The organism is Nonomuraea sp. NPDC004702 (assembly GCF_053601695.1).
The window spans coordinates 37,797-52,587 of record NZ_JBSGCE010000014.1 but is presented as its reverse complement, the minus strand read 5'-3'; the positions used below and the strand labels follow the sequence as shown (position 1 = coordinate 52,587).

The following is a 14,791-nucleotide window of genomic DNA, read 5'->3' as shown; positions in this document are numbered from 1 at the left end:
CCCTTCCAGGACCACCGCCCACGTATCGAGACGCGATCAAGGTCCACAAGCAACATTTTCACGATTTTTCGCGCTTTAGCCGGATATTTTACGATCCATCACAATCTTTCCGGCCCAACCAGTACCCCCCGGACGGCCTCCGCCAGCCGCAACCGCGCCGTGTGCACCGGCCGGACCGGCTCGTCCCCCATCGGGACGGCGGGGGCGTGCTCGTGGGCGTCGTGGTAGGCCAGCGCCAGCCGGACGGAGTAGGCGTCCCAGCCGGGGTCGCGGCTGAGGGCGCGTCCGGGCAGCTCGGCCAGCACCCGCAGCACCCGGCGGTCGTGGGGGCCGTCGAGCAGCTCGGGCCGGAAGCCGGTGAGCGGCACCCCCAGCTCCCCGGCCCACCGCAGCACCGCGCAGGCACGGGCGTGGGCGTACCGGACGACGAAGCCCGGGTTGTCCCACGTGCGCGGGAAGTCGGGCCAGCCGGGCTCGGGAAGGGCGGGCGGGTCCAGGGACTCGACCAGCCGTCCCGGCGCGTCCACGACGATGCGCAGGAAGCCGTTCGGCCGCGCCCGCGCCTCGGTCACCCCGTCCACCGCCCGCACCCGCGCGGCCAGCTCGGCCGGAGGGACGCGGCGGCGCAGCGCGGCGGCCGTCACGTAGACGGCCTCCCGCTCCCAGGTGCCCTCGGGCGCCGGCGGCTCCCCCAGCACCTCCGCCAGCGACTGGGCGAGCAGGTCGGTCATCGGCTCAGCGTAGGCGTCAGATCAGCGCGTGCGGCTCCGCCGAGCCGTACTCGACCAGGTGGGCCGCGCCGAGCAGCCAGCGGTCCTCGTCGCGCACCCGCACGTAGCCGAACCGGTCGGCGGAGAAGACCTTGACGCCGTCGGTGCGGCACTGGCGCATCATGACCTCGTCCCAGCCCTCGGTGAGGTCGGCGAAGCCCACCTCGCGCAGGGCGTTCCTGCGGGCGAGCAGGGTGGCCCCGGCGATCTCGGGGAGGTAGGCGTACTCGGCCTCGGGCTGCTTGAGCAGGGTCGCCTGGGGCTTGCGCAGGTGGGCGTAGAAGGCGGCCTTGCCGACGATGTCGGCCGTGCTGAACAGGAAGGCCCGGCGCAGGTCGGACAGGTAGTGCGGGCCGTAGACGTCCCGCGGGTCCATGACCGCGACCAGGTCGGACTCGCACAGGTCGAGGCCCTTGGCCAGCATCGCGCCCTCGCTCATGGCCGGGTGGGGCCGCCGGTACAGCACCTCGGCGTCGGTCAGCACGTCACGGGCGCGCAGCTCGGCCTCGGGCGGGCCGATGACGATCACCTGGGCCACGCCGGACTGCCTGGCGACCTGGGCCAGCGCGTGCTCCATGAGCGACGGGTCGAGGATCGGCAGCAGCACGGAGGTGTCGAGGGTGGCGCGGGCGCTGGGCAGGCCGATGGCCTCCAGCAGCTCGTCCACGCGCTCGGTCATCGTCCCCGTGCCGTAGGCCCGGCGCAGGGCCACGTGCGCCCGCCGTGAGTCCGGCTCGGTGCCGATCGGCGTGCCGCAGGCGGCGATCTCGGCCAGCCGCCACTGCGGCGTGCCCGGCGGGCAGTCGGCCGCGGCCGGCCAGCGGTAGGAGGTGAGCACGTCGGGATAGGCCAGGTGCGGCGGCAGCAGCTGGTCGAGCGTGAGCACCCGGTCGACCCGCCCGCCGGCCAGCGGCAGCGGGTTGTGCACCCGGGGCTGCACGCCGAAGTGCAGGCGCGGCCACGGGACCGTCATGTCGGTGGTGAAGCGGTGCTCGAACAGCTCGGCCGCGGCGGCGTAGTCGGCCACGTCGCCCTGGGTGTGCCAGAAGACGGTGCGGATGCCGCGCTCGGCGCACCAGGCCAGCAGGGCCCTGAGCCCCTCGCCCGGCTCGCCGGTCAGCTCCTCCAGCCACGGCCCCTGCGTGACGGACTCCACCACGAGCAGGTGGGGCACCTCCAGCGGCAGCACGCGGGCGAAGTCGCGCGGCGTGAACCCGGTCGTCTGGCGCCACTCGTAACGCAGCAGCGCCTCGACGTGCGGATCGGCGACGACGGCCGCGGTCAGGTGCGGGCGGGTGTTGGGCCCGGTGGGGATCCGGTACGGCTTGAGCTTGAACGAGGCCCCGCCCAGCGTCCTGGTCGTGCTGGTGGCCTGGAAGGACGCCCCAGGACGCGCCTCCTTGGCCCCCTGGACGGCCACCGGCCGGCGCTTGGGCGCGCTGGGCCGCTTGACCGGCTTGGCCGCGCCCTTGAGCCCCTTGGCCAGGCGCATCGGGTTGTTCTTGCCGCTCTTGATGGCGTCGCCGAGCCGGTTCCAGCGGGCGACCTTGATCGAGGACAGCTTCCAGTTGGCCACCTCGGCCTGGAAGCGCTGCTCGGCCAGCTCCTTGCGCAGCCTGTCGGCCGCGGCCCGTTCGGCCTCCAGCCGCTCCTCGGTCTCGCTCAGCTGCTCGGCCAGCTTCCTGGCCTCCTCGGCGCTCTCCTCGGCGGCCGCCAGCCTGGACTGCGCGGCGTCCAGCAGCCTGGCCAGTTCGGCCGCGCGCTCGGCCTGCGCGACAGCTTCCCGCAACGCCCGACGCGTGCTTTCCAGCTCGGTAGACAACCGGACCTCCGCTCTCTCAGCCCGGCAAAGGATACTCTTTTGCAGGAAGCGTCTCGAAGGGATGAGATCCGGTGCAGTTCAACGTGCGACCCTACGTATGCGGCGCTCTCGGCCGGATCGACACCTCCATACTGGGCAAACTCACCGCCGCGGGCCCCAAGGTGCGGCCCGCGCTCCAGACGGACGAGGCCGCGCTGTTCAGCTCCGCGCCGCTGCCGCCGTACCACCGGGCGGGCGGCGCGTTCGCGTTCTCGTGGGGCGAGCGCAAGCCCGCCGCCGCCGAGGACTGGATGACGGTCGCGGAGACGTACGAGACGCCCGGCCTGATCGGCGACGGCGCGCGGGTGACGCTGCACGCGGGCGCGCTCGGCCTGGTCGACGTCTACTACGTGCGCCAGGGCGACGCGGTCTACTTCTCCTCGCTGATCCAGCCGCTGCTCAGCCTGGTGCCCATCGAGATCGACTGGGCCGCCTGGGCCTCGATCATCCAGGTGACGTTCCCGCTGGGCGAGGCGACCCCGTACCGGGAGGTCAGGCGGCTGCCGGGGTCGAGCGCGCTGGTGTTCGAGCACGGCCGCCTGGCCACCGAGCGCCGGTTGCCGCGCTGGCTGCGCACCGAGCCGTACGAGGCGTGGACCAGCCCCGAGGAGATCGTCGAGCTGCTGCACCACGTCTACGAGGACTACGACGGCCGCAGGCTGCTCGTGCCGGTCAGCGGCGGCTACGACTCGCGCCTGCTGGCCAGTGTGGCCATGGCCCGCGGCGCCGACGTCGAGTCGTGGACCACCAGCCCCGACGACGGCACCGACACCGACATCGCCTTCGCCAGGGCGATCACCCGCGAGCTGGGCATCCCGCACCGGATCGTCACCCAGGACGCCGCCGCCTACCCCGCCGACGCCGCCGAGGTGGCCCGCCGGCTGGAGTACCTGACGCCGCACCACGCCTGGTACGCGCCGTTCGCCAAGGAGGTGCACGGCTCGGGCCGCATCCTGGTCGACGGCCTGGCCGGCGGCCCGCTGCTGAAGAACTTCATGGTCAGCGGCGCCGCGCTGGAGGCCAGGACGCAGGCCGAGCGGTCGGCGGCGCTGCTGGGCTCGCTGTCGCTGGGCGCGCCCGCGCAGCCGTTCCTGTCCAAGGCGGCCGCGCAGTGGATGGAGGAGACCGTGCGCGAGCAGTTCGCGGCGGCCACCTCGATGCTCCACGGCCACCGGGCCGAGCTGCCGCTGTCGGTGCTGCACACCAGGACCGTGCGCGGCATCGCGCGTTCGGCGGTCAACCTGGTGGGGCCGGAGGCGTCGTTCGCGGCGCCGTTCATCCATCCCGCCTTCTTCGACGCCGCGCTCAGCGTCGGCGTCGCGCGCAAGGACAAGGGCCGCTTCTACCGCGAGGTGCTGCACGCGGCCAACCCGAGGGTGGCCGCGCTGCCGTCCACGAACGTGGTCAAGCAGCCGCTCCAGCGGGTGCCCCTGCGTTCCACGGCCGCGCCGGCGCGGGCGTACTCCCACGCCATGCTCGAAGTCGTGGCCCGCCGCGTGCCCGCGATGCTCTCCGACGAGCTGCACGAGGTGATCGCCGGCGGTCCGGACGCGCTGACCCGGTTCAACGGCTGGAACGACCGTTTCTGGGTGCGCGGACTGGTGCTTTTCGGACTCTGGCTGAACGACTTCGAGAACGACCTCCCGGACGTCACCGCACCTTTTTAGTGAACTCTGGGTAACAGGGCGATTACATACGGATCTCGCGGGTATTACACGTCGCACAGCAGAAGCGGGTTCCGGAAAGCCACCGGGCTGGTAGTGTTCGGCCCGTAAGCGCCGCAACAAACGGGCACCAGATCACAAATCCGGTCTCGTTCGAGGGCATGGAGTTCGCAGGGATGACGACTCCACGCGGCGCGGTCACCAGCTAAGAACGCCGGGGTAACCGGTGACTTCGTCCTGCCCACATCTCTTCCTGTGAGCGACATCATGATCAACGCATCCCCATCACCTGAGTCGATCTCTGAGGCTTTCGTCTCGGAAGATCCGCGATGGTACAAGCGGGCGGTGTTCTACGAGGTTCTCGTCCGGGGGTTCAAGGACTCCAACGGTGACGGCACGGGCGACCTGCGCGGTCTCATCGAGAAGCTCGGGTACCTGGAATGGCTCGGCGTCGACTGCCTCTGGCTGCTGCCGCTGTACGAGTCCCCGCTGCGCGATGGCGGTTATGACATTTCGGACTATATGAAGATCCTTCCGGATTTTGGCGATCTGGGAGACTTCGTCCAGTTGATCGAGGCCGCGCACGAGCGGGGCCTGCGGATCATCACCGACCTGGTCATGAACCACACCAGCGACAGGCACCCGTGGTTCCAGGCCTCCAGGCACGATCCGGAGGGGCCCTACGGGGACTTCTACGTCTGGTCCGACGAGCCCACCGGCTATCCGGACGCGCCGATCATCTTCATCGGCGCCGAGGAGTCCAACTGGACGTACGACCCCGTGCGCAAGCAGTACTACTGGCACCGTTTCTTCCACCACCAGCCGGACCTGAACTATGACAACCCGGCGGTGCAGGAGGCCATGCTGGAGGTGCTGCGGTTCTGGCTCGACCTGGGGATCGACGGTTTCCGCCTCGACGCGGTGCCGTACCTGTTCGAGCGTGAGGGCACGGCGTGCTCCGGGCTGCCCGAGACGCACGCGTACCTGAAGAAGATCCGCTCGGAGGTCGACCGGCTCTACCCCGACCGGGTGCTGCTGGCCGAGGCCAACGGCTGGCCCGAGGACGTCGTGGAGTACTTCGGCGACCCCACCACCGGCGGCGACGAGTGCCACATGGCCTTCCACTTCCCGCTGATGCCGCGCATCTACATGGCGGTGAAGAAGGAGACCCGCGAGCCGATCTCCGAGATCATGTCCCGCACCCCCAAGCTGCCCGACACGGCACAGTGGGGCATCTTCCTGCGCAACCACGACGAGCTCACGCTCGAGACGGTGACCGAGGAAGAGCGCGACTACATGCACAAGGAGTACGCCAAGGACCCGCGCATGCGGGCCTACCTCGGCATCCGGCGTCGGCTGGCGCCCCTGCTGGACAACAACCGGGACCTGATCGAGCTGTTCACGGCGCTGTTGTTGTCGCTGCCCGGTTCGCCGGTCATGTACTACGGCGACGAGATCGGCATGGGCGACAACATCTGGCTGGAGGACCGCGACTCGGTCCGCACGCCGATGCAGTGGAGCCCCGACCGCAACGCCGGGTTCTCCTCGGCCGACCCGGGCCGCCTCTACCTGCCGGCCGTCATGGACCCGATCTACGGCTTCCAGGCGGTCAACGTCGAGGCCCAGCAGCGCCACGCGGGCTCCCTGCTGCACTTCACCCGCAGCATGCTGGAGATCCGCAAGAACCACCCGGTGTTCGGCCTCGGCGCCTACACCGAAATGTGGTCCTCCAACCCGTGCGTGCTCACGTACGTGCGCGAGGACCGCGACGACGTGATGCTCTGCGTCAACAACCTGTCGAAGTTCCCGCAGCCCGTCGAGCTGGACCTGCGCAGGTTCGAGGGCATGGTGCCGGTCGAGGCCCGCGGCGGGGTGCGCTTCCCGAAGATCGGTGAGCTGCCCTACCTGCTGACCCTGCCGGGCCACGGCTTCTACTGGTTCGCGCTGAAGCCCGGGGACTGAGCACAGGCCCCGAGCAGATCAGCGTGACGTGACGGGCACCTGGGCACGGGCCGCGCGGCGGGCGGGAATGAGCGCCACCGCGAGGGCCGTGCCCACTGCCGTCACCACGGCCACTGCCAGCGTCACCGGCGAGGGCGCGCGGCCGATGCCCGCGCCCACGCCGCTCGTGTGACCCTGCAGGTCGATCAGCCCCACCACCACCGACGCCCCCACCGCCGTGCCGGCGCCGACGCCGAGCACGACCAGCAGGCCGGTGCCGGTCACCAGCGTGGCCATGACCTGGCGTGGCGTCAGCCCCATGGCCTTGAGCACGGCCAGGTCGAAGGCGTGGTCGCGCAGGCCGATCGCGCTCGCGGTGAGCAGGTTGGCCAGGCCGATCAGGGCCAGCACGGCGATCAGCGCCACGATCACCACTCTGATGATCGACAGCCGGTCGGCCGGGTTGACCGCGGCCTGCACGTCGAGGTTCTCCCCCGACTCGGCCAGCAGCCTGGCGCGCACCTCCGCCTTGTCGGCGCCCGGCCGCAGGGCCAGCGCGTAGTACTGGGGCGGCACGGAGTCCTTGGCGGCCAGGCTGTCCAGGCCCACCGAGAGCACCTCTCCGTCCAGGTCGGGCTCGACGGTACGGCCCACGATCCGGACGATCAGCGGCGAGCCGCCCACGGTCAGCCGCACCCGGTCGCCGATCCTGACCCCGAGCAGGTCGAGCAGCCCCTGCCCGGCGACCGCCTCGCCGCGCTCGGCGTAGCCCCTGCCCTCCATCACGGGGAACGGGTAGGGGTCGGTCGAGCTGCCGACCGCCCGCACCCGGACCGACCGGGCCTCGCCCGGGGCCAGGGCGTTGACGTCGCTGCCCGGGTAGACAGCGCGCACGTCGCGGTCGCGCTCGGCGATGCGCTGGGCCTCGGCCGACTCCATCTGCTTGCCGGGGCGGACGTACAGGCCGGCGTGCTGGCCGACCTGTTCTGGGTGGCTGAGGAAGTTGTCGAGGGTGGCCCAGACGCCGAGGCCGATCGTGATCATCATCATCGGCACGGCCAGGCCGAACGCCGTCAGGAACGCCGGCACGCGCCGGGTGAAGGCGTCGCGGGTGCCCAGGATCAGGGCGGGCGGGAGGCGTACGAGCAGGCCGAGCCGGGCCAGCCGGGACAGGTGGCCGCGCGGCGGCGAGGCCGGCACGGCGGGGATCGGCGGCGTGCGCGCGCCCCGCCAGGCGGGCACCCCCACCGCCCCCAGGACGACCAGCGCCGTGCCCGCCACGATGGCCAGCACCGGCACCGGCGCGGCCGAGTACGTGCCGAGCACCACCGCCGTGGCCCCCCAGCCCGCCAGCGCGCCGAGACCGACGCCGAGCAGGCCGAGCGCGCCGTGCTCGACCAGGAGCAGCAGGGCGACCTGGCCGCCGGTAAAGCCCATCGACTTGAGCGTGGCCAGGTCGCGGAGCTGGCCGAGCACCCGGCCGCCGGCGGCGTTGGCCAGCGCGAGCGCCGCCGCGACCATGCCCACCACGCCGAACAGCGCGAGCAGCGTGCCGAGCAGCCGGTTGTCCAGCTCCATCGCGGCCCTGACCTCGCGCCAGGTGTAGACGCGCTGGAGCTTGTCCTCCAGCATCACCACGACGCGCTGGGCCACGACCTGGCTGGCGTCGGGGTCGGACAGGCGCAGCCCGGTGACCCATTCGCTGCGGCCCAGCATGGGCTCGACGCGGTCGAGCGTGGCGGGCAGCACCCAGGCCAGCCCGGGCGTCCATTCGGGGTAGAAGCCCTGGTCGGCGGAGTCGGCGATGCCGCGCACGTACAGGGTGTGGCGCTCGCCGTTGAGCGCGATGACGGTGAACGGCGAGCCGATCGCCAGGCCCAGCGACCTGGCGAAGGAGTGTTCGACGACCACGCCGTCGGGCTGCGAGCCGTCGAGCCACCTGCCCTCGGCCAGCACGGGATGGGCCACCCGGGGCGGCGAGGCGGGCATCGCGCGCAGCGACGCGGGCTCCTTCTTGCCCTCCTGCGCCACGGTGACGGGCGCCGAGCGGTAGGGGCCCGCGGTGCCGGTGACGCCGTCGATGCCGCCCAGGGCGACGTCGGGGTCGTCGTCGGTGTAGACCCAGACGTGGGCGCCGTCGGTCTGAGCCGACAGGCTGCGCCACGGGTTGGTGCCGTCCTCCAGGAGGGTCGCCGCGGTGATCAGGGCGGCCACGATCCCGGCCACGACCAGCACGGTGAGCACCGCCTGGCCCTTCCTGGCCCGCAGGTCGGCCTTGATCCACCGGCTTCCGGCCAGGGTGGTGCTCATCGGAGGTCGATCACCTCGCCGGCGGTGCGGGTGCGGCGGCGGGCGATGCGGCCGTCGTCGACGATCTCGCCGTCGAACAGCGACACCAGCCGGTCGGCCAGGCCCGCCACCCGGGCGTCGTGGGTGACCATGACGATCGTCTGCCCCTCTTTGTGCACGTCGCTGAGCAGGCGCAGCACGTCGCGCGTGTTGCGGCTGTCGAGGTTGCCGGTGGGCTCGTCGGCCAGCAGCAGGCTGGGCTTGTTGGCCAGGGCCCTGGCCAGCGCGACGCGCTGCTGCTCGCCGCCGGAGAGCTGGGCGGGCGAGGCCCCGGCGCGGTCGGCCAGGTTGAGCGCGCCGAGCAGGCTCTCGCGCCGCTCGCGGGCCACCTTGGGCGAGGCCCCGGCCAGCAGCGCGGGCAGCTCGACGTTGTCGCCGACGGTCATGTTGGCGACCAGGTTGAAGAACTGGAAGACGAAGCCGACCTTCTTGCGCCGCAGCAGCGCCCAGGCGCTCTCGGAGAGGGTGTCGACCCGCTGCCCGTCGAGCCAGATCTCGCCGCTGGTGCGCGCGTCGAGGCCGCCGAGCATGTGCACGAGCGTGGACTTGCCCGAGCCGGACGGCCCCATCACCGCGACGAACTCGCCCGGCTCGACCTGGAGGTCCACCCCGCGCACGGCCGGCACCGGCACTGCGCCATCTTGGTAGATTTTGACCAGATTGACCGTTTTTAGGACCGAGCTCATGCCAGATCCTCCTGGCATCGCTCCAGCCAGTCAAGATCGGCCTGAAGGTGCAGCATGGCCCCTTCGATCAGCAGCAGGGCCACCCGGTCGGCAGGCTCCGTACGGGAGAGCAGGTCGTTGAGGTCGCCCATGAGCGACAGGTAGTGGCGGCGCTGGCGGCTGATCAGCGCCATCCGGTCGGCGATGCCGGTGAGCGGCGCGAGCACGAGCTTCATGAAGAACTCGTCGCGCACCCTGGGCCCCTCGGTGGGCTCGTCGACCCAGATGGTGAGCAGGTCGCGGCCCTTGGCGGTCAGGTAGTAGACCTTCTTGTTCGGCCGGTTGGACTGTTCGACGTCGACGGCCCTGACCAGCCCGTCCTTCTCCAGCCGGCCGAGCGTCACGTATATCTGCCCGATGTTCGGGGAGGGGTAGGCGCTGCCGAACGTCTGTTCAAGGGCCTGTTTGAGCTCGTAGCCGTGGGCCGGTTCCTTGGCCAGGAGCGCCAGCAGGTGAAGCCGCACGCCTCACCTCCCCGCTTTGTGTTACGTGAGCGTTACGTAGGTATCCGTTGACCATCAGATTACAGGTGTGCATAACATGAATGCATCTACCTAACACGTATGTAACCCCGCTGATTGTGGAGGAAACAGAGTGCTGCGCCCGCTTTCGTTCGCTCTGGTCGTCGTGCTGGCGGCCGGATGCACGGTGGCGGGTGACGAGGGCAGCGGCGAGAAGGGGACGGGCGGCACAGGCCCGATCACCTTCGCCACCGGACGCGACACCACGGCGTACCTGCAACCCCTGCTGGACCGCTGGAACCAGGCCCACCCGGCCGAGAAGGTGACGCTGCTGGAGCTGCCCGAGGCCGCCGACGAGCAACGCGCCCAGATGGTGGCCAACCTCCAGGCCCAGAGCAACCGCTACGACGTGCTGGGGCTCGACGTGGTGTGGACCGCCGAGTTCGCGGAGAACGGCTGGATCATCCCCCTGGAGCGCGGGTTGTTCCCGCTCGACAGGTTCCTGCCGCCCGTCGTGGACACGGCCGTCTACAAGGGCAAGCTCTGGGCCGTCCCGTACACCAGCAACGCGGGACTGCTCTACTACCGGACCGATCTCATCAAGAAGCCGCCGCAGACCTGGGCGGAACTTCGCGATAAAGCGCGAGAAGTAACGAAAAAGCGGGACATCGGAGGCTATGCGGCCCAACTCCTGGCCTACGAAGGCTTGACCGTGAACTTCTCCGAGGCAGTGCAGTCGGCGGGCGGGCAGATTCTCAACCACGACGGCACGGAAGTGACCCTCGATCCGGCCAAGGGGAAGATCGCGCTCGACTTCCTGATGCAAGGGCTGCGGGAGCGCTGGATCACCGGCGACTCCCTGTCCTTCAAGGAGGAGGAGACCCGGCTGGCCTTCCAGGACGGGAAGCTGGCCTTCGCCCGCAACTGGCCGCACGCCTACGGCCCGGCCAGGGCCAAGCTGGGCGACCGCTTCGCGGTGACCCGGCTGCCCGGACTCAACGGTCAGGGATCCAGCTCCCTCGGCGGGATCAACCTGGCCGTCAGCGCCTACTCCAAGCACCAGCAGACCGCACAGCAGTTCATCCGCTACTTCACCAGCCTGGAGAACGAACGCCGCGTCCTCACCGAGGGCTCCTTCCCGCCCGTGTGGACCGAGCTGTACGACGACCCGGCCCTGATCAAGCGGTTCCCGTACCTGCCGGTGCTCAAGGAGAGCATCCTCGCCGCCAAACCACGGCCGGTGAGCGCCAACTACAACCAGGTGAGCCTGGTGATCGCCAGCTCGGTCGCCAAGGCCCTGGCCGACCCCGAGAACGAGTCCGCCGACGACGTCGCGGCCTCCATGAAGTCAGAACTCGAAGAGATCATCAGAACCCAGTGAGGCAAGCCATGCGTAAAGCCAGTGCAGCAGTAGTCCTGGCAGGGCTCGCGGTAGCCGTCGCCGCCTGCGGCAACGCCCCGACGACGACGACCCCCACCGCCTCGGAGTCGGCGCCGGCCAGTTCCGCCGCCGGCGCCAAGACGCTCGAAGGCGTCAAGCTGGAGGTCGCGGCCAAGTGGACCGGCGCGGAGCAGAAGAACTTCGAGCAGGTGCTCAAGGCCTTCTCCGACAAGACCGGCGCCACCGTCACCTACGCCTCCACGGGTGAGGACACCGGCGCCTACCTCGGCCCGCGCATCCAGGGCAAGAACCCGCCGGACGTCGCCATCCTGCCGCAGCCGGGTCTGGTGCAGCAGTACGCCAAGCAGGACGCGCTCAAGCCGCTGTCCGCCGAGGTCACCCAGGAGATCGACACCAACTACACGCCGTACTGGAAGGAGCTCGGCTCCGCCGACGGCAAGGTGTACGGCGTGCTGATCAAGGCCGCGCACAAGTCGCTGGTCTGGTACCGCTCCGAGGCGTTCGAGGAGGCCGGCGTCCAGGTGCCGACGACCTGGGACGAGCTGATCAAGGCCGGGCAGACCATCGCCGACTCCGGCACCCCGCCCTTCTCCCTCTGCGGCGCCTCCGGCTGGACGCTGACCGACCTGTTCGAGAACGTCTACCTGTCCAGCGCCGGCCCGGAGAACTACGACAAGCTCTCCAAGCACGAGATCCCCTGGACCGACGCCAGCGTCGCCACCGCCCTGGAGAAGATCGCGCAGATCGCGGGCAAGAAGGAGTTCGTGCTGGACGGCGCCTCCGGCGCGCTGCAGACCGACTTCCCGACCTGCGTGACCAAGGTCTACGGCAACAAGAAGGCCGCCATGGTCATCGAGGCCGACTTCGTCGCCACCCAGGCCACCCAGGACGGCGCCAAGGTCGGCGAGGGCGCCAAGTACTTCCCGTTCCCGAAGGCCGGCGACACCGCCCCCGTCGTGCTCGGCGGCGACGTGGCCGTGGTCATGAAGGACTCCCCCGGCGCGATGGCCCTGGTGCAGTTCCTGGCCTCCAAGGAGGGCGGCGAGATCTGGGCCAAGCTCCCCGGCTACCTGTCGCCCAACAAGAACGTCTCCCCCGACAACTACCCCGACGAGCTGACCAAGCAGCTCGGCCAGACGATCGTCTCCGCCGGCGACGCCGTCCGCTACGACATGTCGGACCTGGCCCCGAGCGCCTTCGGCGGCACCGACGGCAAGGGCGAGTGGAAGGTCCTCCAGGACTTCCTGCGCAACCCGAGCGACGTCAAGGGCGCCCAGGAGGCGCTCGAGGCCGAGGCCAAGAAGGCCTGGAAGTAAAGAGGTAAGGCCGTGACCGAACGGTTGGACGGCCCGGCGGCCCCGCCCGCGAAGATCGCGGGCGGGCCCTCCGCAGGACCGGCTGAAACCCCCCGTACGAGACGACGCCTCGGCCCATCGCCGGCGGTCGCCATCGCCTTCCTCCTGCCGGCGGCCCTGCTGCTCGGCGTCTGGGTGGTCTACCCCATCGTCTACTCCATCTTCCGCAGCCTGTTCGACGCCTCGGGCAGCGGGTTCGTGGGGCTGGGCAACTATGCCACGATCTTCAGTGACCAGGGCATGCTGGTCACGATCCGCAACAACCTCATCTGGGTGGTCGTGGCGCCGATCGTGGTCACCACGATCGGCCTGATCTTCGCGGTGCTGACCGAGCGCATCAAGTGGGCGACGGCGTTCAAGCTGATCGTGTTCATGCCGATGGCGGTCTCGCTGATGGCCGCGGGCGTCATCTTCCGCCTGGTGTACGAGGAGAGCCCCGACAAGGGCCTGGCCAACGCCGTGCTCACCACCGTGCACGACACGTTCTCCTCCTCCAAGGGCTACCCCGAGGCCCGGCCGCGCGGCGGCGACGAGTCTCCCGTGACCGAGCAGAACGGCGCGGTCGTCACCAAGGAGCCCGCCCAGGCGGGCCGGCCGGTGCTGATCCCGATCGTCGGCGTCAAGCCGCAGACCATGCCGTCCAACGCCCAGACCGCTCGCGCCCCCTCGGGCGACGGCCTGTCGGGGACCGTCTGGTTCGACTTCACCCAGGGCGGCGGCGGCAAGAGCGGCGCGGTCGACCCGACGGAGAAGGGCCTGCCCGGCATCACCGTCGAGGCGGTCCAGAACGGCAAGGTGGCGGGCACCGCCACCACCGCCGACGACGGCACGTTCCGCTTCGACGGCCTGCCCGCGGGCTCCTACGTCGTGCGGCTGCCGGCGTCGAACTTCCAGGCCAGCTACGGCGGCCTGACCTGGCTCGGCCAGACGCTCATCACGCCGGCGATCATCGGCGCGTTCGTCTGGGTGTGGGCCGGGTTCGCGATGGTGCTGATCGCCGCCGGCCTCGCCGCCATCCCGCGGGACGCCCTGGAGGCCGCCCGCATCGACGGCGCGACCGAGTGGCAGGTGTTCCGGCGGATCACCGTGCCGCTGCTGTCGCCGGTGCTGCTCGTCGTCTTCGTGACGATGATCATCAATACGCTGAAGGTCTTCGACCTGGTCTACATCATCGCGCCGGCCTCGGTTCAGCCGCAGTCGAACGTGGTCGCGCTGGAGATGTGGCGCGTGTCGTTCGGCGGCGGGAACAACCAGGGGCTCGGCAGCGCACTCGCGGTGTTCCTGCTCATCCTGGTCCTCCCCTTCATGATCATGAACATCCGCCGGTTCAGAAGGGAAGACACATGACGACCGCGACCGTGAAGGCGTCTCACCGGCTGGAGTCGGGCGCGCCGCGCAGGGGCGTGGCGAGCAGGATCGTGGACCGCCTCGGCGGCGGGGCCGTCCAGGTGATCATGATCGTGCTCGGCCTGTTCTGGCTGGTGCCGACGCTCGGCCTGCTGGTCGTCTCCCTGCGCACGGTGAAGGTGAACAACGCCGAGGGCTGGTGGACGATCTTCACCAAGCCCGCCGAGCTGACCCTGGCCAACTACAAGAACCTGCTGGCCAGCGGCTTCACCTCGTCGTTCTGGAACACAGTGGCCATCACCGTGCCGACCACGATCCTGGTGATCGGCATCGCGGCCATGGCGGCGTACGCGTTCGCGTGGATGGAGTTCCGGGGCCGGGACACGGCGTTCCTGGTCGTGGTGGGCCTGCTGATCGTGCCGATCCAGATCGCGCTGATCCCGGTCGCCGCCTTCTACGGCGGTGTCGGGATCTTCGGCACGATCCCCGGCGTGGTGCTGTTCCACACCGCGTTCGGCCTGCCGTTCGCCATCTTCCTGCTGCGCAACTTCTTCGTCGGCATCCCGGCCTCCCTGTTGGAGGCGGCCAGGATGGACGGCGCACCCGAGTGGAAGATCTTCGCCCAGGTCGTGTTCCCGCTGGGCAAGCCGGCCATCGCCTCGCTGGGGATCTTCCAGTTCCTGTGGGTGTGGAACGACATGCTCATCGCGCTCGTGTTCGCCAACACCGACAACCAGCCGATGACCAAGGCCCTGCAGTCCCAGATGCGGCAGTTCGGATCGAACGTCGACATCCTCTCCTCGGGGGCGTTCCTGTCACTGATCATCCCGCTGGTGCTGTTCTTCGCCTTCCAGCGGTACTTCGTCCAGGGCATGATGGCCGGTTCCGTCAAGTAGGCCATTCCCGGCGGGCGCCC

11 protein-coding genes are annotated in these 14,791 nt (G+C 70.2%); 6 read left to right on the top strand and 5 right to left on the bottom strand.

The features are described 5' to 3' along the window. Positions 1-98 precede the first annotated feature (98 nt). Together ACWEJ6_RS19270 and ACWEJ6_RS19265 are read right to left on the bottom strand one after the other, a co-directional pair. Positions 99-731 (bottom strand): anticodon-binding protein, encoded by a 633-nt coding sequence (locus ACWEJ6_RS19270; protein ID WP_452425080.1) that lies wholly within the window; start codon positions 729-731, stop codon positions 99-101. Between the two features lie 16 nt (positions 732-747). Next, positions 748-2,559: a hypothetical protein gene (locus ACWEJ6_RS19265; protein WP_452425078.1), complete on the bottom strand. Its 1,812-nt coding sequence runs from the start codon at positions 2,557-2,559 to the stop codon at positions 748-750. Positions 2,560-2,675: 116 nt separating this feature from the next. Here ACWEJ6_RS19265 and ACWEJ6_RS19260 point away from each other — a divergent pair, with 116 nt between their 5' ends. Next, complete coding sequence (locus tag ACWEJ6_RS19260) at positions 2,676-4,298, top strand: asparagine synthetase B family protein (RefSeq protein WP_452425076.1); 1,623 nt, start codon at positions 2,676-2,678, stop codon at positions 4,296-4,298. Positions 4,299-4,562: 264 nt separating this feature from the next. Next, positions 4,563-6,257 (top strand): maltose alpha-D-glucosyltransferase, encoded by a 1,695-nt coding sequence (gene treS, locus ACWEJ6_RS19255; RefSeq protein ID WP_358283394.1) that lies wholly within the window; start codon positions 4,563-4,565, stop codon positions 6,255-6,257. Positions 6,258-6,275: 18 nt separating this feature from the next. Here the strand turns inward: treS and ACWEJ6_RS19250 are convergent, their stop codons facing one another. From ACWEJ6_RS19250 to ACWEJ6_RS19240, 3 genes are read right to left on the bottom strand one after another with little or no spacing between them, the layout of a single operon-like run. After that, a complete protein-coding gene (locus ACWEJ6_RS19250) occupies positions 6,276-8,546 on the bottom strand; it encodes an ABC transporter permease (protein ID WP_387646026.1) in 2,271 nt (756 codons plus the stop codon). Then, positions 8,543-9,271, bottom strand: coding sequence for an ABC transporter ATP-binding protein (locus ACWEJ6_RS19245; protein WP_352349946.1), 729 nt, complete (start codon positions 9,269-9,271; stop codon positions 8,543-8,545). The genes ACWEJ6_RS19250 and ACWEJ6_RS19245 overlap by 4 nt, the downstream gene beginning before the upstream one ends. Further along, entirely contained in the window at positions 9,268-9,774 is a 507-nt protein-coding gene (locus tag ACWEJ6_RS19240; RefSeq protein WP_387668059.1) for a PadR family transcriptional regulator, read from the bottom strand. Before ACWEJ6_RS19240 ends, ACWEJ6_RS19245 begins: the two co-directional genes overlap by 4 nt. Positions 9,775-9,904: 130 nt before the next feature. Here ACWEJ6_RS19240 and ACWEJ6_RS19235 point away from each other — a divergent pair, with 130 nt between their 5' ends. The 4 genes from ACWEJ6_RS19235 to ACWEJ6_RS19220 are packed head-to-tail and all read left to right on the top strand — an operon-like array spanning position 9,905 to position 14,771. Beyond that, entirely contained in the window at positions 9,905-11,152 is a 1,248-nt protein-coding gene (locus ACWEJ6_RS19235) for an ABC transporter substrate-binding protein (protein ID WP_387668062.1), read from the top strand. An 8-nt stretch (positions 11,153-11,160) separates the two neighbouring features. Further along, a complete protein-coding gene (locus ACWEJ6_RS19230) occupies positions 11,161-12,489 on the top strand; it encodes an ABC transporter substrate-binding protein (RefSeq protein WP_358283386.1) in 1,329 nt (442 codons plus the stop codon). 12 nt (positions 12,490-12,501) lie between these two features. Beyond that, positions 12,502-13,875 carry an ABC transporter permease subunit gene (locus ACWEJ6_RS19225; protein WP_452425072.1) on the top strand — a complete coding sequence of 458 codons (1,374 nt, stop codon included), beginning with the start codon at positions 12,502-12,504 and terminating at the stop codon, positions 13,873-13,875. Continuing rightward, the gene (locus tag ACWEJ6_RS19220; RefSeq protein WP_387668068.1) at positions 13,872-14,771 is read left to right on the top strand and encodes a carbohydrate ABC transporter permease; all 900 of its coding nucleotides are present in this window, start codon (positions 13,872-13,874) and stop codon (positions 14,769-14,771) included. The genes ACWEJ6_RS19225 and ACWEJ6_RS19220 overlap by 4 nt, the downstream gene beginning before the upstream one ends. The last annotated feature ends 20 nt before the right edge of the window (positions 14,772-14,791 follow it).

Excerpts from the sequence above, each read along its gene's own strand:
- ACWEJ6_RS19270 (WP_452425080.1), bottom strand. The coding sequence starts at position 731 with ATGACCGACCTGCTCGCCCAGTCGCTGGCGGAGGTGCTGGGGGAGCCG.
- treS (WP_358283394.1), top strand. The coding sequence starts at position 4,563 with ATGATCAACGCATCCCCATCACCTGAGTCGATCTCTGAGGCTTTCGTC.
- ACWEJ6_RS19250 (WP_387646026.1), bottom strand. The coding sequence starts at position 8,546 with ATGAGCACCACCCTGGCCGGAAGCCGGTGGATCAAGGCCGACCTGCGG.
- ACWEJ6_RS19245 (WP_352349946.1), bottom strand. The coding sequence starts at position 9,271 with ATGAGCTCGGTCCTAAAAACGGTCAATCTGGTCAAAATCTACCAAGAT.
- ACWEJ6_RS19230 (WP_358283386.1), top strand. The coding sequence starts at position 11,161 with ATGCGTAAAGCCAGTGCAGCAGTAGTCCTGGCAGGGCTCGCGGTAGCC.
- ACWEJ6_RS19220 (WP_387668068.1), top strand. The coding sequence starts at position 13,872 with ATGACGACCGCGACCGTGAAGGCGTCTCACCGGCTGGAGTCGGGCGCG.